The organism is Apilactobacillus nanyangensis (assembly GCF_016861915.1).
Taxonomy (GTDB): Bacteria; Bacillota; Bacilli; order Lactobacillales; family Lactobacillaceae; genus Apilactobacillus; species Apilactobacillus nanyangensis.
The window spans coordinates 1-24,037 of sequence record NZ_BOLX01000005.1; the positions used below are offsets into that span (position 1 = coordinate 1).

General features: G+C 34.1%; 22 protein-coding genes and 1 other annotated feature. Of the genes, 13 read left to right on the forward strand and 9 right to left on the reverse strand.

All coding sequences use genetic code 11. From position 1 onward, the window contains the following. Nucleotides 1-88: 88 nt before the first annotated feature. Nucleotides 89-253, reverse strand: coding sequence for a hypothetical protein (locus JUD45_RS02000; RefSeq protein ID WP_203619549.1), 165 nt, complete (start codon nucleotides 251-253; stop codon nucleotides 89-91). A gap of 145 nt (nucleotides 254-398) precedes the next feature. On the opposite strand from JUD45_RS02000, the gene JUD45_RS02005 reads away from it, so the two are divergent. After that, nucleotides 399-1,133, forward strand: coding sequence for a YdhK family protein (locus JUD45_RS02005; RefSeq protein ID WP_225879381.1), 735 nt, complete (start codon nucleotides 399-401; stop codon nucleotides 1,131-1,133). Nucleotides 1,134-1,170: 37 nt separating this feature from the next. Here the strand turns inward: JUD45_RS02005 and JUD45_RS02010 are convergent, their stop codons facing one another. Next, on the reverse strand, nucleotides 1,171-1,923 hold the full coding sequence (locus tag JUD45_RS02010; RefSeq protein ID WP_203619550.1) for a sulfite exporter TauE/SafE family protein: 753 nt from the start codon (nucleotides 1,921-1,923) through the stop codon (nucleotides 1,171-1,173). 113 nt (nucleotides 1,924-2,036) lie between these two features. Here JUD45_RS02010 and JUD45_RS02015 point away from each other — a divergent pair, with 113 nt between their 5' ends. Together JUD45_RS02015 and JUD45_RS02020 are read left to right on the forward strand one after the other, a co-directional pair. Continuing rightward, nucleotides 2,037-2,594: a TetR/AcrR family transcriptional regulator gene (locus JUD45_RS02015; protein ID WP_203619551.1), complete on the forward strand. Its 558-nt coding sequence runs from the start codon at nucleotides 2,037-2,039 to the stop codon at nucleotides 2,592-2,594. A gap of 99 nt (nucleotides 2,595-2,693) precedes the next feature. Then, nucleotides 2,694-3,398 (forward strand): class I SAM-dependent methyltransferase, encoded by a 705-nt coding sequence (locus JUD45_RS02020; protein ID WP_203619552.1) that lies wholly within the window; start codon nucleotides 2,694-2,696, stop codon nucleotides 3,396-3,398. A 38-nt stretch (nucleotides 3,399-3,436) separates the two neighbouring features. Here the strand turns inward: JUD45_RS02020 and JUD45_RS02025 are convergent, their stop codons facing one another. Next, complete coding sequence (locus tag JUD45_RS02025) at nucleotides 3,437-4,165, reverse strand: gamma-glutamyl-gamma-aminobutyrate hydrolase family protein (RefSeq protein WP_203619553.1); 729 nt, start codon at nucleotides 4,163-4,165, stop codon at nucleotides 3,437-3,439. Nucleotides 4,166-4,350: 185 nt separating this feature from the next. Here JUD45_RS02025 and JUD45_RS02030 point away from each other — a divergent pair, with 185 nt between their 5' ends. The 5 genes from JUD45_RS02030 to JUD45_RS02050 all read left to right on the forward strand — a co-directional run bounded on the left by JUD45_RS02030 (nucleotide 4,351) and on the right by JUD45_RS02050 (nucleotide 11,478). After that, nucleotides 4,351-5,973, forward strand: a complete 1,623-nt coding sequence (locus JUD45_RS02030; protein WP_203619554.1) for a peptide ABC transporter substrate-binding protein — start codon at nucleotides 4,351-4,353, stop codon at nucleotides 5,971-5,973. A 388-nt stretch (nucleotides 5,974-6,361) separates the two neighbouring features. Continuing rightward, a complete protein-coding gene (locus JUD45_RS02035; RefSeq protein WP_203619555.1) occupies nucleotides 6,362-7,978 on the forward strand; it encodes a peptide ABC transporter substrate-binding protein in 1,617 nt (538 codons plus the stop codon). Between the two features lie 109 nt (nucleotides 7,979-8,087). After that, the gene (locus JUD45_RS02040) at nucleotides 8,088-9,785 is read left to right on the forward strand and encodes a putative glycosyltransferase family protein (RefSeq protein ID WP_203619556.1); all 1,698 of its coding nucleotides are present in this window, start codon (nucleotides 8,088-8,090) and stop codon (nucleotides 9,783-9,785) included. A gap of 101 nt (nucleotides 9,786-9,886) precedes the next feature. Then, complete coding sequence (locus tag JUD45_RS02045) at nucleotides 9,887-10,684, forward strand: CPBP family intramembrane glutamic endopeptidase (protein WP_203619557.1); 798 nt, start codon at nucleotides 9,887-9,889, stop codon at nucleotides 10,682-10,684. Between the two features lie 89 nt (nucleotides 10,685-10,773). Next, nucleotides 10,774-11,478: a CPBP family intramembrane glutamic endopeptidase gene (locus JUD45_RS02050; protein ID WP_203619558.1), complete on the forward strand. Its 705-nt coding sequence runs from the start codon at nucleotides 10,774-10,776 to the stop codon at nucleotides 11,476-11,478. A gap of 44 nt (nucleotides 11,479-11,522) precedes the next feature. Here JUD45_RS02050 and JUD45_RS02055 read toward each other — a convergent pair whose 3' ends face one another. Then, nucleotides 11,523-12,893, reverse strand: a complete 1,371-nt coding sequence (locus JUD45_RS02055) for a class II fumarate hydratase (RefSeq protein ID WP_203619559.1) — start codon at nucleotides 12,891-12,893, stop codon at nucleotides 11,523-11,525. A gap of 120 nt (nucleotides 12,894-13,013) precedes the next feature. Between JUD45_RS02055 and JUD45_RS02060 the strand changes: the two genes are divergently transcribed. Next, entirely contained in the window at nucleotides 13,014-13,367 is a 354-nt protein-coding gene (locus JUD45_RS02060; RefSeq protein WP_187155570.1) for a hypothetical protein, read from the forward strand. A 203-nt stretch (nucleotides 13,368-13,570) separates the two neighbouring features. After that, nucleotides 13,571-14,317: a nicotinamide riboside transporter PnuC gene (gene pnuC / locus JUD45_RS02065; RefSeq protein ID WP_203619560.1), complete on the forward strand. Its 747-nt coding sequence runs from the start codon at nucleotides 13,571-13,573 to the stop codon at nucleotides 14,315-14,317. Between the two features lie 50 nt (nucleotides 14,318-14,367). Here the strand turns inward: pnuC and JUD45_RS02070 are convergent, their stop codons facing one another. Together JUD45_RS02070 and JUD45_RS02075 are read right to left on the reverse strand one after the other, a co-directional pair. Then, on the reverse strand, nucleotides 14,368-14,772 hold the full coding sequence (locus tag JUD45_RS02070) for a hypothetical protein (RefSeq protein WP_203619561.1): 405 nt from the start codon (nucleotides 14,770-14,772) through the stop codon (nucleotides 14,368-14,370). Nucleotides 14,773-16,113: 1,341 nt separating this feature from the next. Continuing rightward, complete coding sequence (locus JUD45_RS02075; RefSeq protein WP_203619562.1) at nucleotides 16,114-17,292, reverse strand: tetratricopeptide repeat protein; 1,179 nt, start codon at nucleotides 17,290-17,292, stop codon at nucleotides 16,114-16,116. A 125-nt stretch (nucleotides 17,293-17,417) separates the two neighbouring features. Here JUD45_RS02075 and JUD45_RS02080 point away from each other — a divergent pair, with 125 nt between their 5' ends. The 3 genes from JUD45_RS02080 to JUD45_RS02090 all read left to right on the forward strand — a co-directional run bounded on the left by JUD45_RS02080 (nucleotide 17,418) and on the right by JUD45_RS02090 (nucleotide 20,723). Then, nucleotides 17,418-18,266: a TPM domain-containing protein gene (locus JUD45_RS02080; protein ID WP_203619563.1), complete on the forward strand. Its 849-nt coding sequence runs from the start codon at nucleotides 17,418-17,420 to the stop codon at nucleotides 18,264-18,266. Between the two features lie 16 nt (nucleotides 18,267-18,282). Continuing rightward, nucleotides 18,283-18,894 (forward strand): LemA family protein, encoded by a 612-nt coding sequence (locus JUD45_RS02085; protein ID WP_203619564.1) that lies wholly within the window; start codon nucleotides 18,283-18,285, stop codon nucleotides 18,892-18,894. 137 nt (nucleotides 18,895-19,031) lie between these two features. Continuing rightward, entirely contained in the window at nucleotides 19,032-20,723 is a 1,692-nt protein-coding gene (locus JUD45_RS02090; RefSeq protein ID WP_203619565.1) for a putative glycosyltransferase family protein, read from the forward strand. Between the two features lie 36 nt (nucleotides 20,724-20,759). Here the strand turns inward: JUD45_RS02090 and JUD45_RS02095 are convergent, their stop codons facing one another. The 3 genes from JUD45_RS02095 to JUD45_RS02105 form a co-directional block, all read right to left on the reverse strand. Beyond that, the gene (locus JUD45_RS02095; protein WP_203619566.1) at nucleotides 20,760-21,404 is read right to left on the reverse strand and encodes a hypothetical protein; all 645 of its coding nucleotides are present in this window, start codon (nucleotides 21,402-21,404) and stop codon (nucleotides 20,760-20,762) included. Between the two features lie 98 nt (nucleotides 21,405-21,502). Next, nucleotides 21,503-22,876 (reverse strand): branched-chain amino acid transport system II carrier protein, encoded by a 1,374-nt coding sequence (gene brnQ, locus JUD45_RS02100; RefSeq protein WP_203619567.1) that lies wholly within the window; start codon nucleotides 22,874-22,876, stop codon nucleotides 21,503-21,505. 123 nt (nucleotides 22,877-22,999) lie between these two features. Then, nucleotides 23,000-23,235: a binding site (T-box leader), on the reverse strand. Between the two features lie 55 nt (nucleotides 23,236-23,290). Continuing rightward, the gene (locus JUD45_RS02105; RefSeq protein WP_187155562.1) at nucleotides 23,291-23,959 is read right to left on the reverse strand and encodes a hypothetical protein; all 669 of its coding nucleotides are present in this window, start codon (nucleotides 23,957-23,959) and stop codon (nucleotides 23,291-23,293) included. Nucleotides 23,960-24,037 lie beyond the last annotated feature (78 nt).

Below are 24,037 nucleotides of genomic sequence, written 5' to 3' on the forward strand. Positions count from 1 at the left end.
GTCACCGGTTGAATACCGGATCAATTCCTCCCAGAAAATAGCATAACCATCTTCCAATTTTAGGGGTTCAGGTCACAGTCCTTTTTATTTATTTAGTAGTGTTGGTATTATTAGTTGTTTGGCTTGTGTTAGTAGTTGTGTTTTGCTTTGGTGTAAATGTTTGGCGGAAAATCCAACCGTTTAGTGCTGGTGCGTAGTCGTAAACCTTGTAGTTGCCAAGTTTTGGATTGTATTCGTACCATATTAACCGCAAATTAGATGTTTTTCTACTTCTTCATGAAAATGTCATTTTTTTAATTTTTCGGGTTACATTTGTAGACAAAGGTGAACAGTTTTGATATATTTTATATCAAGCAAGATTAATTAATGTAAAACACATTTTATAAGGGGTGCCAACAATGAAGAAAAGAAACATTATTACTTCTCTTTCTGTAGCTGCATTATCACTATCATTATTATCTGGTGTAGCAGCTAATGCTGATTCAATGAGTAACATGCACGACATGTCATCAATGAAGATGGCGAAGAAGTCTACCAAGAAAACTACTAAGAAGAGTTCAAAGAAGTCTTCAATGAAAATGACTAAGAAGTCATCAAAGAAGAAGGCTGCAAGCAAGAAGTCAACTATGAAGATGAGCAAAAAATCTTCAAAGAAAATGAGCATGAAACACTCAATGAAGAGTGGCATGATGATGGACGGCTTAGAAATGAACATGAATTCTAAGCTACCAAAGGGCTTGAAGAAAGCTACACATACTAAATTCCATGTCGGCCAAAAAGTTACACTTAAGGCTAAGCATATGGAAGGTATGTACAATGCTAAGGCTACTGTAGCTGGTGTATACAAGACTAACTTATACGAAATTGATTTCATGCCAACTAATGGTGGCAAGATGGTTAAGAACCACAAATGGGTAGTATCAAGCGAATTAAAAGCTAAGGGTGCCCTAAAAGCTGGTAAAAAAGTAACTGTTTTAGCAGATCACATGTACGACATGAAGGGTGCTAAGGGTAAAATTGTTAAGGTTCACAAAGGACCTGCTTACGTAGTTACTTTCAAGGATACTAAGACTCACATGGTTATGAAGAACCACAAGTGGTTAACTCAACAAGAACTAAAAGCAATTAAGTAATAACAAAAAGGCCTGACGAATGTCAGGTCTTTTTGTTTTATAGTAATGATTTAATTCCAAGTAGAAGTGCTAGTAGTCCAATGAATGGTTTTATATACTTACTAGCTGAGCTTTTAGCAAGACTACCGGATAGCATGGTTGCGATGATTGCCCCAATAATGGCCCCAATCGTTAGTGGTAATCCAGCAGCCCAATCAATTGAACCACCAGCTAAATGAAGCAACATACCAATTGTTGACATGAATGCTAGTACATAAGTTGATGTAGCTGTAGCGTTGAAAGTTTCCAATCCTAAAATAAATAATCCGGTGGTGATTGCTGCCCCACCGCTCATTCCAGCGACTCCAACTAAAAGGCCGGCTAAACATCCATATAGGGATGCTTTTAAGCGATCATTGTTATTGTTATCAATTTGGATTTCAGATTTTGGTTTACTCTTTGTGAACATTTTGGCTCCTAAAGCAATCATAATTAATCCAATAATCCATTTGTAGAAAGAATCGGGGATGAAACGTGATATAATTGAACCAACAATCACTGAGGGAATGGCAGCGAACAACATTTGATTCCCAATTTTGACATCAATTTTCCCCTGACGGTAGTAGGTGATTGCCCCAATGATTAGTGGTGGTAAACTGATGACAAGAGATGTTGAAGCAGCGCTGGCAGCGTTGATGCCGATTACTCCGGTTAAAATACCTAGGTAAATGGCACCACCTCCTCCGCCTAGTAGGATGGTTATGATTCCAACGATAATTCCAAATATGGCTAATAAAATAATAGTAGACATGTTCATAATCCTTTCTAATTTTAGTTGTTTGATTTTTCTTTTTTTATTAATTACAATATGTAATTATATCATTCAATATGTAACTATCAATTTTTATGCTCGGAGGCATTCATATGAGAACAGCCACAATTTCAAAACAAGAAATAATTAAAACCGCAATTATAATGATCGAAAATGGCGATAAACTAACCTTTTCAACAATTTCTCGAAAAATGAAGATTACATCTCAATCTTTATATAACTACTTTAAAAATCAAGAGGAATTAGAGTATGTCATTGTAGGAACGGTCGTTTCTTTAGCTTGTAAAATGGCATTCACTAAAAATTTTGGCAAGAGTGGACGTGAAGGAGTCATCTCGTTATCCCTTACGTTTAGAAAAATGGGAGTAAGACATATCAATTTAGCTCAATTTGTTATCTCACATCATCGTACGAATCAATATCAAATAGTCACGGATGCATTTAATGAATTAAAGAGCTTGCTAGAGAGAATGCTCGAAAATTATTTGGATAATGAGAAGATAATCAAAGCCAGTCGTTTAATTAGAAATTTAGTCGTTGGCGATATTTTAAACGTAGGAACTGGATGGTTTAAGAGTCCAGAGGTAACAGCAGAATCGAGTTTTATTGAAATGCTTGATCTTAGCCTAACGGCTTTAAGAAATTCATAAATCGCTTATTTTATTTAAAAAATCAATTTATTTTTTAAGTAATTTGGATTATATTTGTTATTATATATTCAGAGTGTTTTTTAGAAAGGATACATAATAATGAAAAAATTTACCGCTTGGGTAAAACATTGGTACAGATACAAGACTGATGAACCATATATCATTGCTGCAGCAATCATTGGTGCGCTTAGTCTATTGGGATCAATTGCTTTAGACCACAAAAAGAGATTTTACGTGTACGTTTTAATTCTAATTTTAATTGCTATTTGGGCACTATTCAGAAGTGTTACCTTTAAGAAGAACTATGTTCGTCAATTTGTTGATGAAAATAAGTTTGAGGGCAAGAACAAGGGATTAGATGTAGGTACTGGTACAGGATACGCTTTAATTAAGCTAGCCCGTGACACTAAACTAAATAGAGTTTACGGTGTTGAAGACAAGTACCAATACACTATCAATCGCCTTGAAAAGAATGCTTACTTGGAAAACGTTAAAGATCGTATTGAAATCACTACTGCTGATATCGAGAACTTACCATTTGATGACAAGGAATTTGATGTTATCACTGCTGTTTCAGCCAACGGTAACCAATTAAGTACTCCTAAAAAGTCAGTATATGCAGATATCGCTTTCGAGATTGCTCGTGTAATTTCTGACAACGGAACAATCTTTATGGTGAACACTCCTCGTATGACCAAGAAATATGCTATTGAATTTGAAAATAGAGGATTGAAAGTTGAATACATGCACAGAAGATTCGAACGTTTCTTCTTCCTACGTGCAATTAAAGTAACCAACAAATAAAAAAAGCCGACCTAGTTAAGGTCGACTTTTTATTTTGTTTAGAAATGGTGAACACGGTTGAAGAAGTCAACGAATAGTTGGTTTTCTTCATCGTATTGATCCCACATGTTTTCTGGGTGCCATTGGACACATTGAATGGATTGGTCATCATTTTCTAGACCTTCAATCATTCCATCATCTGCACGAGCAACGACGTGTAGTCCTTCGGCAACATCCTTAGCAGCTTCATGGTGGAATGAGTTAACGAAAGCTCGCTTACCAAAAGTCTTTGCTAATAATGAATCTTCATCAATGTTGATGTGGTGCACTGGTGAATATCCAATCGCTTTTTGTTCGTGTTGTAATTGAGGTAATCCGTTTTGTGGGGTGAATTGAGCGCCAATGTCTTGGTATAAGCTTCCACCCATTGCAACGTTTACGATTTGTAATCCACGGCAAATTGCTAAGATTGGCTTGTGCATTCTAATTGCTTGTTTTACTAATGCTAGTTCAAATTCATCTCTGGCTTCAAATGTACGACCAATTTGAGCAATTGGTTCTTCGCCATAATACTTAGGCAATACATCTGGACCACCGGTGAAGATAACTCCATCGACAGTTTCTAATAATTCGGCAGCCATGCTTGGCTTTCCAACTGGAAAGATAACTGGAGTGATGTTGTTTTCTAGTAAACAGTTCATCAAAGTCCTTTGGGCAAAATGACCTTCTCTTTGACGGAAGGGTTCATCTTGGCTAAAGATGATGTCTGATGTAACTCCAATACGCATATGAATCATTCCCTTTTTAAAATATAGTGATAATATAGCTATTCTATCATTTTATTTTATAATTGCCACTTATAATCATTAGTGCACGATATTTTCAATTGCGTTGGCTTTTTAGATGTGCTATGTTTGATAACATATTGTGGAAAATTATGTTGGATAGTTTTCAAACGAGGGGATGAATTTTTATGAAGTTCAAGTCAATTGTAAAACTAGGTGTAGTCGCTTTTGCTGCGACAATGGTGCTTGCCGCTTGCGGTAAAACATCAGATAAGACATCTAGAACAGATTCATTGAATTGGATGAGTAATACAACATTAACCACCTTGGATCCATCTAAGGCCGTTGATGTTACAAGTGATCAAGTTTTATATAACGCAATGCGTGGTCTAGTAACTCCTGACAAGGGAAATAAGATTGACCTAGCAATTGCTAAGGACTACAAGATTACTAATGGTGGAAAGACTTACACTTTCACCTTAAGAAACACTAAGTGGAGCAATGGTAAGAAGGTTACTGCCGGTGATTTTGAATACGGAATCAAACGTAGTGCTGATCCTAAGACTGCTTCACAAATGGCATACTACATGGCCAATATTATGAACTACGATAAGGTGAAGACTGGTGCAATGTCAGCTGATAAGTTGGGTGTTAAGGCAATTGGCGACAACAAGTTGCAAATTACGTTGACTAAGCCCCAAGCTGATTTTCTAAATGTCTTAGCATTACCTGTCTTTTACCCACAACAAAAGTCATTCGTTGAAAAGTATGGTACTGCCTACGGAACAACTTCTGACAAGATGGTATACGACGGACCATTTGCCGTTACCAACTGGAAAGGTAGTAATGACGCTTGGACTCTATCTAAGAACAAAGATTACTACGACAATAAAAATGTGAAATTAAAGACAATTAACTATTCAGTGATTAAGGACCCACAAACAGCATTGGATGAATACCAATCAGGCAAGTTGGATCAAACACTATTAGCTGGCAAACAACAAGTTAACAGTTACAAGAACAACAAAGACTTTGTGAACCACAAGCAATTCATGGTTCAATACCTTTCAATTAACCAAAAGAATGTTCCAGCTCTAAAGAACAAGAACCTAAGAAAGGCATTATCATTAGCAATTAATAGAGAAGAACTAACTCAAAACGTCCTAGGTGACGGTTCATTTGCTGCTAGGGGATTGGTTCCAGATACTTTAGCATACATGAACGGTAAAGACTTCAACGACTATGCGACTGTTAAGGATGCTACCACTGGTGACATGGCCAAAGCTAAGCAACTATGGGCTAAGGGACTAAAGGAAATTGGCAAGAGTTCAGTATCAATTTCAATCATGAACAACAACGACCAAACTAGTCGTGCTGTAACTGAATTTTTACAAACTGAATTAGATAAACTTCCAGGATTGAAGGTAAGCGCACAAATCTTACCTAACAACGTTGCTTCTGGTCGTTCACTAAAATCAGACTATGAACTTTCAGTTTCAGGTTGGGATCCATCAATTAGTGACCCAATCTCACCACTACAAACTAAGGTATCAACTAGTCCAATTAACACTTCTAAATGGGGGAACTCAATGTATGATATGTACATTGATCGTTCCAACAACGAAGATGCTAATAACAAGGACAAACGTTTCTTTGATTTAGTTAACGCGCAAAGAGTAATTCTAAATGATCAAGGTATTATTCCATTGATTCAAAAGGCTCAACCAGAATTAATGAAGACCAATATTCATGGTGTTAAGTACCTAGGAAATGGACCAGTTTGGGACTTTTCTCACGCTTACATCAAATAAATCACGAAAACCACCAATTTTTTTGGTGGTTTTTATTTTGGCTAAAATCCCGGCGTGACTTACTTTTTGATAGTTTTTAAAACTAAAGTACGGGTTTGAAATAAAAAATCCTGAGTATTTGGGGTTGCTAAAAATTTCATTCGGATGTATTATTCTTATAAATTATAAGGAGGGGTTCATGATGAAGATGTTTAACAAAGAACAAATGTGTTGTTGTCATTATCGAAGCATGAACTCTATTCTTATTTTCTAATCAAGAAAACGTTTTTTAATTAGATTATAACAGGGTGTCATGGTTCGGCTTTTTAGCGTAGAATCATGACACCCTTTTTCTTTTTTTAGATGGCCATCTATATAAAGAGTACTTATTAAATAAAGGAGTATGGATATGAAGAAGTCACGGATATTATCAATTGTTTTAACCACAGCGTTATTAGGTTTGGTATTAACCGCTTGTGGTAAGAGTCAATCAAGCAACAAGAAAAATCTAAACTGGACTACAAACGCTTCAATTGCTTCACTTGATCCATCAAAGGCTGTTGATACTAACACTCAACAAGCCGTTTATAATGCTTTTTCTGGTTTAGTATCACCAGATGGTAGCAACAAGGTTCGTCTAGCAACTGCCAAGAGTTACCACGTTTCAAAGGATGGAAAGACATACACATTTGAATTGAAACACACTAAATGGAGTAACGGACAAGAATTAACCGCTAAGGATTTTGAATACGGAATCAAGCGTAGTGCTGATCCAAAGACTGCCTCACAACAAGCTTACTACATGGCTAATATTGAAAACTATACTGCCATTTCTAAATCACAACTATCACCAGATAAGTTAGGGGTAAAGGCAATTGGTAAGTACAAACTACAAATCAAGTTAATTAAGCCACAACCATACTTCTTGAACTTATTAGTATTACCAATATTCTACCCACAATCAGAAAGTACTGTTAAGAAATACGGTAAGAGCTACGGAACTACAAGTAGCAAAATGCTATACAACGGTGCATTCAAGATTACCAACTGGACCGGTACTAATGATTCGTGGACTTTAACTAAGAACAAGGAATACTACAATGCTGACAAGACAAAATTAGACAGCATCAAGTACACGGTTATTAAGGACCCACAAACTGCTTTGAATGAATACCAAAGTGGTAAGTTAGATCAAACTACTTTAGTTGGTAAACAACAATACAACAGCTACAAGAACTCAAAGGACTTCCATTTGAGAAAGATTTACAGTGTAAGATACCTATCACTAAGTGATAAAAATGAACCAGCATTTAGAAATGTTAACATCAGAAAAGCTCTATCATTAATCATCGATAGAAAAGAACTATTAAACGATGTTTTAGGTAACGGTTCAACTCAAGCGCGTGGAATTGTGCCAGATACTTTGGCATCACGTAACGGTAAGGACTTTAATGACTACGCTAGCGTTTCTGATGCAGTTAACGGTAACGTTGAACAAGCTAAGAAGCTATGGAAGAAGGGGCTAAGTGAAATCGGCAAGAAGAACTTAACCATCTCCATCAACAGTAACAATGGTGAAGATGCTAAGCCAATCGTTGAATTCATTCAAAACCGATTCTCCAAGCTACCAGGCCTAAAGGTTAACCTAACATTACTTCCAAACACAGTTGCGACTGCTCGTTTCCTAAGCGGTCAATATCAAATTGCTGTGACAGGTTGGAGCCCATCAATCAGTGATCCAATCTCACCTCTAAACATTAGATACTCAAATAATGCTATGAACACAGCTAAGTGGAGTAACTCTGAATACGACAAGTTAATTGATAAATCCAACGATGATGACGCTTTGAATCCAGCAAAACGTTGGAATGATTTAGTAGATGCACAAAAGGTGTTACTAAATGATCAAGGTTTAATTCCGCTATTCCAACCAGCACAAGCTGAATTAATTAAGAGCGACATCCACGGTGTTCGTTTCTACGGAAATGGTCCAATTTGGGACTTCTCTGAAACATACGTAAAATAAAAACTAAAAAAGAGACATCCAAAATGGATGTCTTTTTTGTTTAAAAAAATTTTTATTAATAATGGTATAATTATTAAGATTAAAGAACGATTAGGGGAATTAAATTATAATGAGTACGAAGAATAAACTGCATGACTTCTACCGTAATCATGCGATCTACATATTAATATTTTTGATTATGTCATTACTTAGCGTAGCGGTTATGTGGCATTCTCATTTCATCACTGTCGGATATGATATTCATTTCCACTGGCAACGAATTTGGGATATGCGAGAATCACTTGTACATCGAAATCTTTTTCCATTGGTTGCGCTAAACCAATTTAACCAGACTGGTTCAGCCGTAATGGCGTTATACCCACAATTAGGGATGATGCCAATAGTGCTATTATCTTTAGTAATTAAATCGTTTATACCATTAGTATATATCGTGATATTATTACGTAATTTTTTTGCACTATTAGTCGCTTACTTCGCCAGTTACAGCTATAACAAAAACCGTAAAATTAGTTTTATCTTCGCGTCAGGATATACATTAGCGGCAACAATGTTATTTCACGAGGTACTAAGCTATGATATCGGTAGATCATCATCAATGATTTATCTACCAATGATTATGTTTGGCTTTTTGAATCTGATAGAGAAAAATGATTGGATCGAGTTAACACTTGGAATGAGTGCGATTATCATGTGCCACGTTGTTAATACCGCTATTGCTATTTTATTTTTAGCGATTATGTTCTTAATCAACATTAATAAGTTTTTTGATAAGAATAAAATCTTTGCACTTGGAAAAGCAATTGTACTAACGGTACTATTAACAACGCTATACTGGATTCCATTTGTTATCATTGTTGGTAATAATGCGATTGATTTTCCACCTCCTTATTGGAAGGTGGCGGGAACTGACCTTAATACTTGGTATACTGCAATTATTCAAAACAGCGTCGGACCTTATTTTAACTTCATTAATTTATTGGGATTGGTATTGGGAATTGTCTTCTTTATGAAACTTTCTAAATACTCAAAGCAACTAGTGTTGGTGGGAATAGCATTTCTATTCCTATGTAGTAATTTATTTCCATGGAACTTGTTAGCCAATACCGGGATTAACGACTCGCTTCAATTCACATGGCGTTTAAATATAATTCCACAAGTTATTTTTTGTTATATCTTTGCCGAAGTGATTGTTAAACTATTTAAGAAACCAGTTATGGCAGTCGTATCAATTGCGGTATCAACTATTGTTATTGTGCTTCTACAGTTAAATGCGCAGCAATCTTTGGTACAAAGTACTAAGAATAACCTGGAATTGACTCATGCTTTTTCAAAAGATCGGAAAGAATATCGTTTAAATAATAATGATGATTTTAGACATTTGATATTTACTAGCGCCGGAGAAATTGATTACTACCCAAGTGCGGCTGTGAAACAATATGGTAATACCAATAGGCATATCGCCACATATGATGGCCATAAAAAGTTAAAGGTGAAGTTGTTGGGCAACGGACAATTTACTTTTAAGAACTCTGTTCATATTAATAAAATGGCGCTACCATTCTTGCACTATAAAGGGATTGCATATGAAGTTAAGTTGGATGGTAAGACTGTTAAGACAACTCACAATAAGTATGCTTTGATTACTTTGAAGAATGTTTCGGCTGGAAAACATCGTGTTCAAATCATCGTTCATAGAACTAAAAAAGAATTATTGTCATACTTTGCAACTTTGATAGGGTTAATTGTATTAGGATGGGCATTAATTAAGAAATATGGAACGAAAACAAAAAATGAACCCAAAAAATAATTAAGAAGAGCTTAAAAAAGCAGCCAATAATGGCTGCTTTTATTTTGTTTGAACTTAGTGTGATAGAATGAACCTATAATTAATTTAATGGATGTGATGAAATGTTAAACCAAAAGATTAAGGATAATTGGAAATGGATATTAATTCCAATCATCTTGATTGCTGAATTATTAATTGACGATTATGTAATGCCACACGTTTATAAATTTGTGTTTCATTTAGTCGCCTTTAACCCAGTCGAACATTTTTATACCTACTTAAACATATACAAGATTGTTTCAATCATAGTTATTTGTTTGTTGAACTATTGGATTATCAAGCAAAAGATATTCTTTAAACCAAGTGAAACTAAAATGGGATGGTTAGTATTCCTAGTCGTTTGCTTTACCATCGTGATGGCAACTATTGAGCACAAAAACTTCTTCATAGCTTTGGATGTTGGCGCAATTGCCGCTTTACCTGAAGAAATCATGTTTAGGGGAATCATCTTAGCGTTTGTCTTAAAACTAATGACGAGAAAATCCACTGATCAATGGCGAATTATCTTGAGCCTAGTTATCTCGGCATTGATTTTCGGGGGATTTCACTACATCAATCTTTCAAGTCAGTCGTTTAGTTTTACCTCACTCCAAGTGGTGAATGCGGCTGCGTTAGGAATGATCCTGGGGGCTGTGTACATTAAGAGTGGAACAATCATTGTTCCCATGGCATTACATTTTATCTATGATTTCTTGGTGACATTAGTAAAAGGGATGTCGGCCACTAATTATACAAGTGTCCAAAGCATGCAATGGGTTGGACTATCTGTATATGTAGTAATATATTCTGCTGTGGCCTTGTCGATCATTAACTACAAGCCATCGGACAACAAAATTTTACCAAAACTTAAGAATTTATAGCGCCTTTCAATGATAAAATACATCTTGAGTATTATATAAGAGTATAAAAAATATTTTACATTGATAACATCTAGAAAGAAGGATGAACGGTGCGTAATAGTGACACTTGGAGATCGGACCACCTCTTAAAACGTGGTTTCGTTGGTTTTTGCCTAATCTGCATGGTTGCTAGTTCGATTCAGTTTATTCCCGTTCAATATATTAAATCTAACCAGTTCAGCATTAATAATGTGGCGATGACAATTGAGTTCTTTGGTGCCTACATAATTATGTTAAATTTCGCTGTCTATGCGTACAGAAGATATGGTAACGGGAACCTATTTAAGGTGCTAAGTCTAAAGGATTATCAACTAACAGCTTTCGCAACTGTAATGGCATTTTTAATTGCCCAAGCCTATATATTCATGTTTGATATTTTCTTCCAAAACCGATTTCAGATTGAAGCAATCCATTTCTCAAAAGACCTGTACAATAATACGTGGTCATTGTCATTATTGATAATTGGGTTCGTCTTCTTGTCGCCAATCCTTGAAGAATTGGTATTTCGAGCCTACATCCTAGACGTAGCGTTCTCCGACAAGTGGCGATGGGTAGGCGAAATTATTTCTGCTTTCTTCTATGGATTATTCCATATGAGATATCATAATTTATTTTCGTTTATCTTCTTTGCCCAATATGGTTTTTGGATGGCCTGGTTATATAACCAAACTAGAAACGTTAGGGCCGCTATTTTGATGCACATGGTATTGAATGCAGTGACAATATCAATTGTTGGTTATTATTATTATCACTAAAAAAGCAATGTCTGATTCAGACATTGCTTTTTGAGTATTTAGAGCTATTTATTTGGATGGGTCATATTTTGAACGTTTACCCATTTATTGAAATCCGATTCTGAAATATCGAAATGTTTTGCAGATTCTTTTAGTGTGGTGTTGTTTTGTTCTGCCCATTGCGCGATTTTCGCACTCTTTTCATAACCAATATGAGGGCTTAACGCTGTTACTAACATTAATGAATTGTTTAAAAGCTCATTGATACGATCAACGTTAACAGTTAAACCATCAACAAGCTTTTCGGTAAATGATTTGATGGATTCGTTTAGCAATTCAGTACTTTCAAGAAAACTGTCGATGATGATAGGCTTGTAGACATTCATTTCGAAGTTCCCTTGACTGTTAGCAAATGTAATTGTTGCATCGTTTCCAAACACCTTAGCGGAAACCATAGTTAAAGCTTCGATTTGAGTAGGGTTGACCTTACCAGGCATGATTGATGACCCTGGTTCGTTGCTTGGAATTGATAGTTCATTGTATCCAGCACGTGGTCCAGATGAAAGAAAACGAATATCGTTTCCAATTTTGATTAAATCAGATGCCAATGTTTTAAAAATACCATGAACTGACGTGATTTCAGAATGGTCTGCTAGACCATGGAATTTGTTTTCGGCCACTTTATAGTTGGTGTGTTCATTTTGATTAATTGTGTTGACCACGTCTTGATCGAAACCGCTCTTTGTATTTAATCCGGTTCCTACAGCGGTTCCACCAATTGGTAATTCAAGTAGGGATTGCTTGATGGCGTTTAGAGTAACCACGTCATGTTCAAGCGTTGACTTCCATCCGCTGATTTCTTGGCCAACAGTGATTGGTGTTGCATCTTGTAAATGAGTACGACCAATCTTAATGATTGATGCGAATTCGTTTTCTTTTTTATCGAAAGATGCGATTAAACTTTCCACAGTTTCAATGACACTGTTTGTGGCTTGATATGCTGCCATCATCATAGCAGTAGGGAAAGTGTCGTTTGAGCTTTGTGATTGATTGACGTGATCATTTGGGTGAACCTGGGCGTTTGGATATAGCTTGTTAGCTAGGTTGGCAACCACTTCATTTACGTTCATGTTGGTTTGGGTTCCACTACCGGTTTGATATACATGAAGTGGGAAGGCATCCTTATAGTCGCCAGCCATTAATTTATCAATGGCTTCATTAATTGCTTTATATTTGTCGTCATCTAGTGTTTTGTTATTGTGATTAACGAAAGCAACGGCTTTTTTAATCTTTAAAAGAGCATAGATGACTTCCATTGGCATAGTTCTGCCAATGTTAAAGTTATGTAGACTACGTTGAGTTTGAGGGCCAAATAAGGCATCTTTTGGCACCTTGACCGCACCTAATGAATCGTGTTCAATGCGAAATTCCATCATATCAAGTCCTTTTATTAGAATATAATTTAATTATAGCCATTTTAATTACCTCTTACTACCGAAAACATTGGCCAAATGATACAATAGAACATACATATCTTGTAGGAGTGGCAATATATTATGCATATTGACTTAAAATTTTTTATCGCAGAACTACTTGTCTTATGGGTGCCACTATCCCTTGTAGTTTTGATATCAGAAATACTGAACTTTAACTGGTTGCTAACGGGATTATTACTATTGATTGTTTACTTATTGTTAGTCCTATTTAACAGGACTAACGAGGTAATTTACTTTCTTTTCCATGTTGAAAAGAGATCTAATAACCAATTGTTAGAGTCACTTGTTTTCTTCTTAGTACTGTTAGTTTCAGTGATTTTGTCAGTTAAACTGTTTGATGATTCAGCAGTTGGAATTATTGTATTTATGCTAATTAGCATTTTAGCTGGTTCTGTCGTAATTGACGAAAAATAACCACAGATAGTTTCGAAAATAAAAAAATTGAATATTTAATTATTACCGTAATTTCGGTAATTAGACCCTTATCTCTAGTTTTGAGACCCTTGCAAAAAATATTGAACATGGTAGTATATATAGTGTTGTTTTTAAGAAAGAACACTATATATTGTATGCATACATATTTTAGGTTCCAAATATAGAGATAGGGGTTTTTCATTTTGTCAGCTTATTTTAAATTTTTGGCCCACCAACTAAAGGGTTGGCCACAACAAAATTACTACTTATTCTTCTTTAGTTTAGGTGCTCAAGTTATGACATTGGTAAATGCACCAATTACATGGCTTTCAATCCTAACATTCATCGGTACAACCTTAGGTGTACTATGTGTTCTAGCTATTAACGCTGCTAAGTCAGTTAATGGTGTATTAGGGATTCTATCTGCAATCTGTTTCATTATTGTAGGTTTCTCAGCAAAGAACTACTTAAGTATCGGTGAACAATTAGCATACGTTATTACACTAGATATTCCAGTTCTACTAAGTACTGACTGGAACGTTAACATGGTTTCAAAGATCAGAAAGTTTACTGCTAAGAGTTGGGCAATTTCAATTATCTTCACTCTTGCTGTTTACCTAATTTCTGGTTTCGCAATCAAAGCACTTACAAACGAACCACGTCCATTCTACGACGCATTTAGTTTTGCCGTTTGTTTAACTGCCGGAATCATTTGTTTCCTACGTTACAACAACCAATACTTCTGGTGGTTAGCTTCTGGACTAGCCCAAGTTGTTCTATGGTTCATTACTTTCAGAGAAGGTTCAGCAACCCTTGCTATGTTCGTTAACTCAGCAATCTACGTTGCCAATGATATCTTAGCATTCACTGTTTCACCATGGTTCAACGAACGTGAAAAGAAACGTTTAATGAAGGAAGAACAAGCTTACGCTGATAAGGTGGAAAGTTAAATGAAAAAGCACTTTTGATGAAAATCAAGAGTGCTTTTTTAATATATATTTTAATTATTTCTCATTTTTAGGATAGAAAATACTATTATTACTAATCCTATGAATGATAATAAGTATGATACTATTTCAAACTTATTTTTCTTAACTTTAATTTTAATTTTGTGATGCCCTTTAGAAATGTGTTTAATTGACATTAGGGAGTTTGAATCGTGGAAGAATTTTACCTTTTTATTATCTAAATATACTTGATAATATATTCCATTGTAATATACAAATGGCAATGAAAGATCATCAATCATTCTATTAGAAGTAAAGGTGAAAGATCCATTTCCTTTTAAATTAAATTTTACTTTTTTATTGTTTCTATAAACTCCTTCATGATTTTGAATGTTGTTTATAACATCTAATGATTCATTTGGATAATAATCTTTATAAATAGTTTTATCTGTCATCATTTTTTGGAAATCATTATTATTTTTTAATGTAGTATTTAAACTGCTTGTGAACGTTGATCCTATTTCTTGTTGATTCGAATAGCTGTTTAGTAATGCTTTTTGCGAGTCGAATTGTAGTAAGACTATGAAAATAATTAGTAATGACATAATAATAGAAGACTTTTTATGTTTATTTATAAATTGAGTTGCAATTATCGCGAAAAGGTAGCACAAGATCATTTGAGGAATTACGTTCAATCTGTATGGATATTGTAAGTGTGTCATAAATGTTTTGCTTAAAATATTCCAAGGGAACAAACTTGAACTCATGAATAAAAAGAAAATAGATACAAAGAATAGTTGTTTTAATCTCCGTGTGAGTGTTTTATATTTTATTGTACATAAAATGATGCCTACAAAGCTTATTAGTGTAATCGAAGTATTAATAACACTATTATCCAAGATCAAAAATATATTTTGAAAACCATCGCCATATAAATTAGATGATGGTGGGATAAATAATTTGTTTTTTAAGCTAATGTTAATGAAAGGAATCCAAAATATACTAGTTAATAGTATGCTAGTAACAACAGATTTAATGAAGGCGGCGACCGTGTAACTATTTTTAAATTTATCGGTATTCAACAATATCATTATAAATATGAATATTAAAGTAACTCCAAAACTAATGATGTGAGAAAAAAGTAACAATGACATTCCTATAGACAATTCAATCCACTTATTTTTATCTAATAATTCTAAGATACCAAAAAGAATAAGCGGTAATATCATAATTGAAAATATTGTTCCAATGCTGTAAGCAAAACCATAATAATAGCACAAAGCTCTTGTATTAATGATATATGAAATAGCAAAAAGAAAGCTGATTTTTTTATTCTTATTATGAAAGTAACTAGAAAAATAGCTGATGTTTAACCCTAGAAATATTAGTAACATAAAAACTATATGAAATAAATTAACTGATGATTTTATTAAGAACGTTAAAATAACTATGAAAATCAACATATATTGTGGATACATGCTCATTACAGCATTTCCGGATTGGTTGAAGCTGTTTAACGATATGCTACTGGGAAAATAACCATTGGATATGGAATCCCTAATTTCTGATATTCTTTCATAATGAAAAAACATATCGAGATTCACTGACACAAAATGTGAACGGTACATAAGTATACCGCTTATAACTGATATAGTGAAAAAAAGGAATATAATAAATGCGTTGCTACGAAAAAAGTTATGCAATTTATTGTTTTTAATCATGTACAATCTCCTTAAGGTGTTATTAATAAAGTATAATTTTATCACAAATTTAAATTTAATAAAAAACTCAAAAAATGCTTAGATTTTTGAGCTTTTATTTGTATCGATTAAAATTCGAACACGTGAGTCTTTAATGTTAAATTCATCGTGGATTTCTAAAAGCTGGTTAAACGTTTCATCTTTAATCCCACTAATTGATTGGTTAGTGATGTTATCTGACGAAATATTATCGTTAAAGTAGTCCTTAGAAAGTGCTAGCGTAAACTTAATCATATTATCTGAATTAAAGAAAATTTTGTTTTTGTAGACATCGAATATATGAGTATCATATTCAAAATTGTCATCGTCACTTAATTGACGATCTTTTAATTCTAACGGACTTTTACCTGCCAGTAATAGATATGAGTAGCACTTAGTTGATTGATTGATTAGTTTATAGAACGTAAAAGTTAGTTGAGACTCGATATTTAAACCACAAACATCGTATATTTCTGCTCCCATGTCAATTAGAGTATATCCATCGCCTAGCATCAATGAAAGTTGATTATGTTCTTCAAATAATGGTAGATGAGCAGGTAAGAATTCTTCAAAAGAGGATTGTTCAAAACCGTGATTTGAATTAAACTCACGAATGCGATTTAATTTTTCAGTAGTTGCATCAGTTGGAAACATTTGAACATTGTCATCGTACTTGTTTTCAATCTTATCGAAACTCATTTTCTTAAATGTCCCAATTGGACTATCGATTATGGCGTGTGACATTGATTGTCCGATTAAGTAGTCAATCGCAAAGATAGGATCCTTGCTATCAGTCATTGTTGTCATTTCTTCGATGGCTTTTTGAGATGGGCCGTAGAAACGATCACCTTCAACGCTGTTGTGCAAGGCGCGTTCCATTAGTTCATTTGCTTCAGCGATATTTTCGTTATTCATTAGGATTTTACCTAAGTAATAGTTAGCTGCGACGCACTTTTGATCGTATAAAATTGCTTGTTCAAATAGATGTACTCCGATTGGGTCTAATGTTGATCCTGATTCAGTAAAAATAATTCCTAGCTTAATTAAAATTTCAGAACGACTGGGGACTTTCCCTTCGATTTCTTCAGTAGTCATAACGCCTGCTGGATATTGTGAAATAGCAGAGCTTAGTAAAGAAATGGCGTCGTCTCGTTTATTATCATCGATACATTTAGTTGCTAATTCGATGAATTTATTTAATTGTTGGGCTTTTTCTTTACCCAATTCAATAGCGTCCATTTAAAAACTCCTGACTTGAATTTATATATCTATTATAATCATTTTTGTGAAAATAAAAAACTTTACTATTAATATGGATTTATGTAATATTGTAGCTAATTAAAATGGGGAAGTGAGGAGATAGATTGAAAAGACTGAGATGGCTGGCTTCGATTGTCTTGCCGTTGGTTGCTTTGATGTGGTTTGTGCCAATTACAACCCATGCAGAAAGTACCAATCCAACACCTACTAAAGAGTACGTTGTTGATGATTATGCCAATATATTGACTGATAAGACAAAACAATTGGTAATTAATAAAGAAAAAGAATATCAAAAAACTAAAACACAACCTCAGATTGTAGTGATGACCGTTAAAAACACTGGTAATCAAGATATCGACGGTTATTCAGACAGCTTACTAGAAAATGCTAGATGGAAGTTTGGTAAGAAGGGATTGGACAATGGGGTATTAATCCTATTTTCCCAAAATGGTGGTAAAAATAACGTCCGTATCTCCACTGGATACGGTGTGGAAGACATCCTACCAGATGCTACCACCAACCAAATCCTACAAGCTAACAAGTCGTTATTGAAATCAAGCAACAACGACGAGATTAACCAAGGATTACAAAATACCTTTAACCAAGTAGCTACTATTCTAGATAAACGCTATGCCAACAAGTCACTAAATGATGCTAAGGCTGAAGCAGAGAAAAATAATAACAATTCATTTGCTGGTATTTTATTATTAATCGTTATTATCGTTATTGTTGGAACCGCGATTTGGGTTGTAAAAAGTAATGGTAACGACGATGATGATCACCGCGGAGGCGGGGGATCAGGTCGACGTGATGCCGGGGATGCGTTCTTATTAGGAGCATTACTTGGTGGACTAGGCGGTCCTAGAGGAGGTTCATTTGGTGGTGGCTCATCAGGTGGATTCACTTCTTCTGGAGGCGGTGGAAACTTTGGGGGCGGAGGGTCCTCAATTTAAATTAAGGAGATTAATTATGATTGAAAATAAACCATTTTACAAAAAAGGCTGGTTCATATCACTAGCAGTTGTTGTCGTTTTATTGTTTGCTTTAATTGGTGGATTCATTAAGTCATCTAACAGTATGGCTACTAGCGAACAAGGCGTTGAAGAACAATTGGGACAAGTTCAAACAGTTTTGCAACGTCGTGCTGATTTAATTCCTAACTTAGTTAACGCCGTTAAGGGTCAACAAAAACAAGAAAAATCAGTATACAGTGATATTACTAAGGCACGTACTCAATACTACAATGCTAAAAATCAATACAATAATGCTAGTTCAACTTCAGATAAAGTGAACGCCTTAAACACTCAAGAACGTTCATTGAACATCTTGGTTGGATCAATTAAGGAAGCATACCCAAATCTTGCATCAAATTCAAATATGCAAACATTGATGGTTCAACTAGAAGGTAGTGAAAACCGTATCAGTGTCGAAAGAAACCGTTACAACCAAGTTGCTAGATCTTACAATGACAAGATTGTTAAGTTCCCAGGTTTAATCGTTGCTAGCATGACTGGTCACAAAAAGGTTAATTACTTTACTGCTGACTCAAATGCGCAAAATGCACCATCTGTTAATTTTTAATATGTAAAAGTAAAACCAAAAGAGTTTAGATAATTAATCTAAACTCTTTTTATACTTTGCGTACAATATACGTGGAACTTATTAATGATTTTATGATAAAATTAATTAAAAATTATTATTTTAAGGGGTTAAAAATTTTGAACTTATTTATGCTAAATGATAATAAAAAATTACGTAATTTTTTAATTAATGTCATTATCATTTTATCATTTGCTGTTTTTTCTGCTTTAAGTGTTTTTCTTATCTTTCGGTCCCATTTTGTTCCAGGAGAGTGGGATTTGGATTTTCATTGGCAAAGGATATTTGAAATGAAAAAAGATATGATTGAACATGATTTTATGTCTACGATTGCATTGACTTATTTTCATCAGTCTGGAAGTGCTGTTATGTCAATGTATCCTAAAATAAACTTATTTCCAATGGTTTTAATTTCTTTTTTTGTAAAATCACAAGTTGTATTTTTTAATTTATTATTTGCTCTAGTTAATTTTTTCAGCTTACTTATTGCTTATTTTTCTAGCTATGGATTTAATAAAAATCGTAGAGTTAGTTTTATTTTCTCTATTTCTTATGTTTTATCTGGAATATTTATATCAAATTATGCGGGGCAGAGTTCATTAGGTACACTGTCAAGTCTATCGTATTTACCTTTGGTTTTATTTGGATTCCTGTCTCTTTTGAAGAAAGATAAATTTATAGAATTAACTTTAGGTATAAGTGCCATATTTTTATCTCACGTTCTAAGTTTTGGCATAGTGATTATGTTTTTGTCGTTTTTAATATTATTCAATTTTGACTATTTCAAAAATCGTAGCAAGTTAATCTCATTGATAAAATCTATCTTAGTTTCTATTCTGATTTCCAGTGTTTTTTGGATTCCTTTTATTATGATATCTTTTTATAATAAATTAATGATCCCTAGTGTATCTAATATACAAGGGGATGATGTTTTAAGATTTTTATCTGACGGATTTTCAGATAAAGTCTCTAATTATATTGGAATTATTGCCGTAATAGGCTTTATATTAAGCATTGTTTACTATAAAGCATTATCAAAAGATTTGAAAAAAATGCTCTGGATATCACTAATTTTCATGATAATTGCTAGTAACTTGTTTCCGTGGGAACTATTGGGTAGTACTTTCATTAATCATATACAGTATCCAAGTAGATTATATATAATTCCACAAATTATTTTTTGTTATATTTTTGCTCAAATTGTTATATATAAAACAAAAGATAGTTTCTTGAAAAATAAGATTGTAGTTATATTATCGTTAGTAGTAATTTTATTACAATTAAATTTGCAAAAATCAATAATCAATTCAAATATTAATAAGCCGGAAATATCTAATCCATATAGTTTTGATATTAATTTTGTTTTAAAAAACAATAGTGATTTTAATAATATATTAAATAGTAATTTGAGTAGTTCTGACTATTATCCTAATTCGGCTATTCCTAAATATGGAGATATCATGAATCATGTTGCTACTTTTAACAAAAAACATTCTATTAAGGTTAAAGCAATAGGATATGGAAAATTTGAATTTAATATCCCAAATAAAGCTTATAATTTTACTTTACCGTTTCTTTATTATAAAAACATAAACTATTCTATTAGTCTGGATGGTAAACATACTCATGGGTATCCGAATGAAAGTAATTTAATGACTATAAACAACGTATCAAGAGGTCAACATACGGTACAAGTAATTGTCCATAAGTCTTGGTATGATTATCTATCATATGTATTAAGCTCTTTAGGAATCGTTATTTTACTATATTCTTTGATTAAAGATTATTGTCTAAAACGAAAAAATGAATAATAAAAAACGTTGAGAGGTTATCTCAACGTTTTTTTATTACTTCACAATATCAGTTGCTTTATTCACTTTCTTAACATGAATTTGTGACAATGATAGTTTATTATGTTTTTGACTAATAACGGATTTCTTAGTGTAGTTATCTTGAGTTACTACTACTAGATTTTCGCTATTACCATTATCGATTAGAGGGAAAGCATCTGGGCTTGTTACGATAATAGTTTGGTGAGGACGAATAGGTTCGTTTTCCCAACTTTGTTCGTAACGATTTAGCTTAGCCTGTTCGTTTGCATTTTTGTTTGTGTATGCGGATGAGTATGCTAATGGCTGATCTAATTTCTTTGTTTTCCCATTTTCCTTAACAGTGGCGATTAATTTAGTGTTATGAACGATTTGACCAGCTGTTAACATCTTGCTTGTATTATTGGTAGCCTTAAAGCTATACATCACCATATCGAAACGTTTCTTACCATTATTGTCGTAACTAGTACCACGATAGGTCTTGTAAAAAGTGATTTTACCTTTTTTTGTAATTAGTTTAGTTTGATTATCTTCGTTAACTAATTTGACATATTTAGTGGCCTTATTAGATCGGTCAGCTTTTTGCTTAGTCTTTGAATTGGAACATGCGCTAAGTGTCACAATTGCTAGCAAAGTAAATCCAATAATTGATAATTTTTTCATACTGCGCCTCCACGTAATTAATACAATTTTATTTTAGCACTTTTTAGTACAAAAAACGGCTATCCATGGGGGATAGTCGTTAAGATTTTATTAAGTTTTTATTTATTACGTTTTGAAACTTTGTATATAATTAGTCCGATGATTGCACCGATAAGCGCTGGGATTACCCAGTCCATTCCAATTGATGCAAATGGTAATAGATTTTGTTCAAAGTTAATTAAAGTACGGATGAATGAAATGTTAGAGATTACTGGTGGAAAACTAGCTAACATGTCAAAGAAGGCAGGAACTAAGGTAAAGATGATGGTAAATAGATAAACGTTTCGATCCTTGTTAAACAATGGTGAGCATAACGCCAATATAATTAATACAATCGCAAATGGATATAGGAACATCAATACTGGTGTAGACCATGTGATGATAAGTGATAGTCCTTCGTTTGCGATAATAAACGATACGAAACAGTTAAATGCTAACCATTGGTGGTATGAAAAACGTGGGAAGTGTTCATGAAAATCTTGTGCGAATGCAGCAACTAAACCTACGGCAGTGGTAACACATGTTAGAGTCATCAATGTTGCTAGTAATGCGTGACCGGTAATCCCTAAGTAGTGACCCATGAATTGGTTAAAGGTAGTTCCACCGTCATCAGTACTAATCTTGAATAAGTTCAATGAAGTTGCACCAATCCAGATTAAGATGATGTAGATGATTCCAACCAATGCTTCTGAGATTAGACCAGCTCTGGCAGTTACCTTTGCGTTTGATTTAGGGGATGTCTTACCCAGTTGATTAACAGCGGAAACAACGGTAACCCCAAAGGCTAGTCCGGCCAATGCATCCATGGTGTTGTAACCTTGTAGGAAACCATTGAAGAATGATTGGTGTTGATAAGCTTGAGTAATTGGTTGTGCTGATGCAGCACCCATTGGATGTAAGAATGCCAATAGGAATGCTAGGAATAATAGTGCCAAGAATAATGGGTTTAAAATCTTACCTAGGTTATCGATAATACTTGAAGTTCGATATGAAAGGTAGAATGTAGCAATGAAGAATAATGCTGTGAAGATAAACATTGCTAATTTGATGTAGTGATCAGGGATAAATGGTTGAATCCCAACGGTAAAGTTAACACTAGCAGTTCTAGGTGTTGCAAATAATGGTCCTAATGTTGAATGAACTAGTACCAAGAAAATAATTGCAAATACTGGGCCAAGCGGTTTGGCGATGTCGTATACTCCCTTTGCACGAGAGATACTAATTGATAGAACTGATAGTAATGGTAACAATACTCCAGAAGCTAGAAAACCTAGCATCGCAGGTACCCAGTTAGCACCTGATAATTGACCTAAATGAATAGGGAAGATTAAATTACCTGCACCGAAGAATAGTGCGAATAGCATTGAACCGATGATTAGATATTGTTTGATCGACAATGGCTTTGTATTAATGTCTTTGATTTCGTCTTGCATAATAAGCTCTCCTTTAATAATTGTTTTTTTGATTTGTCATTAGTGCTAACTACTCACAACGTTTTTCATAACCATCATCTCCTTTTTTTAAAGCAATAAAAAAGCACCCTTAGCTCGTATTGAACCAAGGGTGCTTTGTGCACGGTACCACCTTTAATTGCTAGACAAATAGTCTAGCCACTTCACGTACTAACATACGCTAACACTGTAATGGGTGTACCCAATATACGTTACTCTCCAATGGATTTCGGTATATAGCTCCAAAGATACTTTCGCAATTTAGTAGTTATCCCGTTTCCAGAAAGTAGGGACTCTCTTGAACTAGCTGAATTGTTACTCTGCTTTTTCATCGCTTTTTTAAACTGATTTATTGAATATAAAAAATATATCAGCAAAATTTATGAAAGTCAAATCTTATTTTAGAGAATCTAATTCATCGGTAGAAATGAATTTCTTGTCTACCAATTCAGGATGACTTTGTTTAAAGACATATTCCTTAATTGGTTTTTTAGTTGGAACAGATGTGTAAATCTTAAAATCATTGAATTTATCAGCATTACTTGTGACCATGACGTTGTAACTTTCATCACCATTGACCTTTAGTGTGGCAGGCCAGTATGTGTTAATTTCGTATAATGATCGAATGTATACAGCGTTAGTTGTACGATATCTTTCCATTACTAATGGACCAGGACCAGAGACTGGATCGGTAGGATGATCGCCTCTAAAGATGTAGTCACCCACTTGAATCTTGACTTGATTTCCGTAGTACCAGTTACCATAAAAATCGTGGGTGATTGGTTTGTAGACTGGATTAGCAGGGATTGAAATAGTATATTGCTTTGGTTGTTCTTTTTGCTTAGCAGGCTGTTTTTGGCTGCTTGAACTAGACGACATAGAAGATGTTGTACTACTGCTACTATTGGTAGAAACAGTAGTGCTTGTTGCCTTTGAACTGCTTGATTGAGCAGACTTGTGGGTACTTTGGTTGCTGTTTTGGCTAACAGATGCAAAGGCCACTGATCCTAGAATGATAACAGCAACAATTGATATAACAGAAATGATTACTTTTTTACTTTTCAAAATAGCACTTCCTCTCTTACTTAAGTATGTTATCACTCTTGAATAATAAAAAAAGAGTTGAACATTTCGCTCAACTCT

Coding starts and splice junctions, on each gene's coding strand:
- JUD45_RS02095 (WP_203619566.1), bottom strand. CDS start 21,404: ATGAAAAAATTATCAATTATTGGATTTACTTTGCTAGCAATTGTGACA.
- JUD45_RS02040 (WP_203619556.1), top strand. CDS start 8,088: ATGAGTACGAAGAATAAACTGCATGACTTCTACCGTAATCATGCGATC.
- JUD45_RS02010 (WP_203619550.1), bottom strand. CDS start 1,923: ATGTCTACTATTATTTTATTAGCCATATTTGGAATTATCGTTGGAATC.
- JUD45_RS02055 (WP_203619559.1), bottom strand. CDS start 12,893: ATGATGGAATTTCGCATTGAACACGATTCATTAGGTGCGGTCAAGGTG.
- JUD45_RS02045 (WP_203619557.1), top strand. CDS start 9,887: ATGTTAAACCAAAAGATTAAGGATAATTGGAAATGGATATTAATTCCA.
- JUD45_RS02020 (WP_203619552.1), top strand. CDS start 2,694: ATGAAAAAATTTACCGCTTGGGTAAAACATTGGTACAGATACAAGACT.
- JUD45_RS02030 (WP_203619554.1), top strand. CDS start 4,351: ATGAAGTTCAAGTCAATTGTAAAACTAGGTGTAGTCGCTTTTGCTGCG.
- brnQ (WP_203619567.1), bottom strand. CDS start 22,876: ATGCAAGACGAAATCAAAGACATTAATACAAAGCCATTGTCGATCAAA.
- JUD45_RS02035 (WP_203619555.1), top strand. CDS start 6,362: ATGAAGAAGTCACGGATATTATCAATTGTTTTAACCACAGCGTTATTA.
- JUD45_RS02070 (WP_203619561.1), bottom strand. CDS start 14,772: ATGATGACAGATAAAACTATTTATAAAGATTATTATCCAAATGAATCA.
- JUD45_RS02075 (WP_203619562.1), bottom strand. CDS start 17,292: ATGGACGCTATTGAATTGGGTAAAGAAAAAGCCCAACAATTAAATAAA.
- JUD45_RS02015 (WP_203619551.1), top strand. CDS start 2,037: ATGAGAACAGCCACAATTTCAAAACAAGAAATAATTAAAACCGCAATT.
- JUD45_RS02060 (WP_187155570.1), top strand. CDS start 13,014: ATGCATATTGACTTAAAATTTTTTATCGCAGAACTACTTGTCTTATGG.
- JUD45_RS02005 (WP_225879381.1), top strand. CDS start 399: ATGAAGAAAAGAAACATTATTACTTCTCTTTCTGTAGCTGCATTATCA.
- JUD45_RS02085 (WP_203619564.1), top strand. CDS start 18,283: ATGATTGAAAATAAACCATTTTACAAAAAAGGCTGGTTCATATCACTA.
- JUD45_RS02025 (WP_203619553.1), bottom strand. CDS start 4,165: ATGCGTATTGGAGTTACATCAGACATCATCTTTAGCCAAGATGAACCC.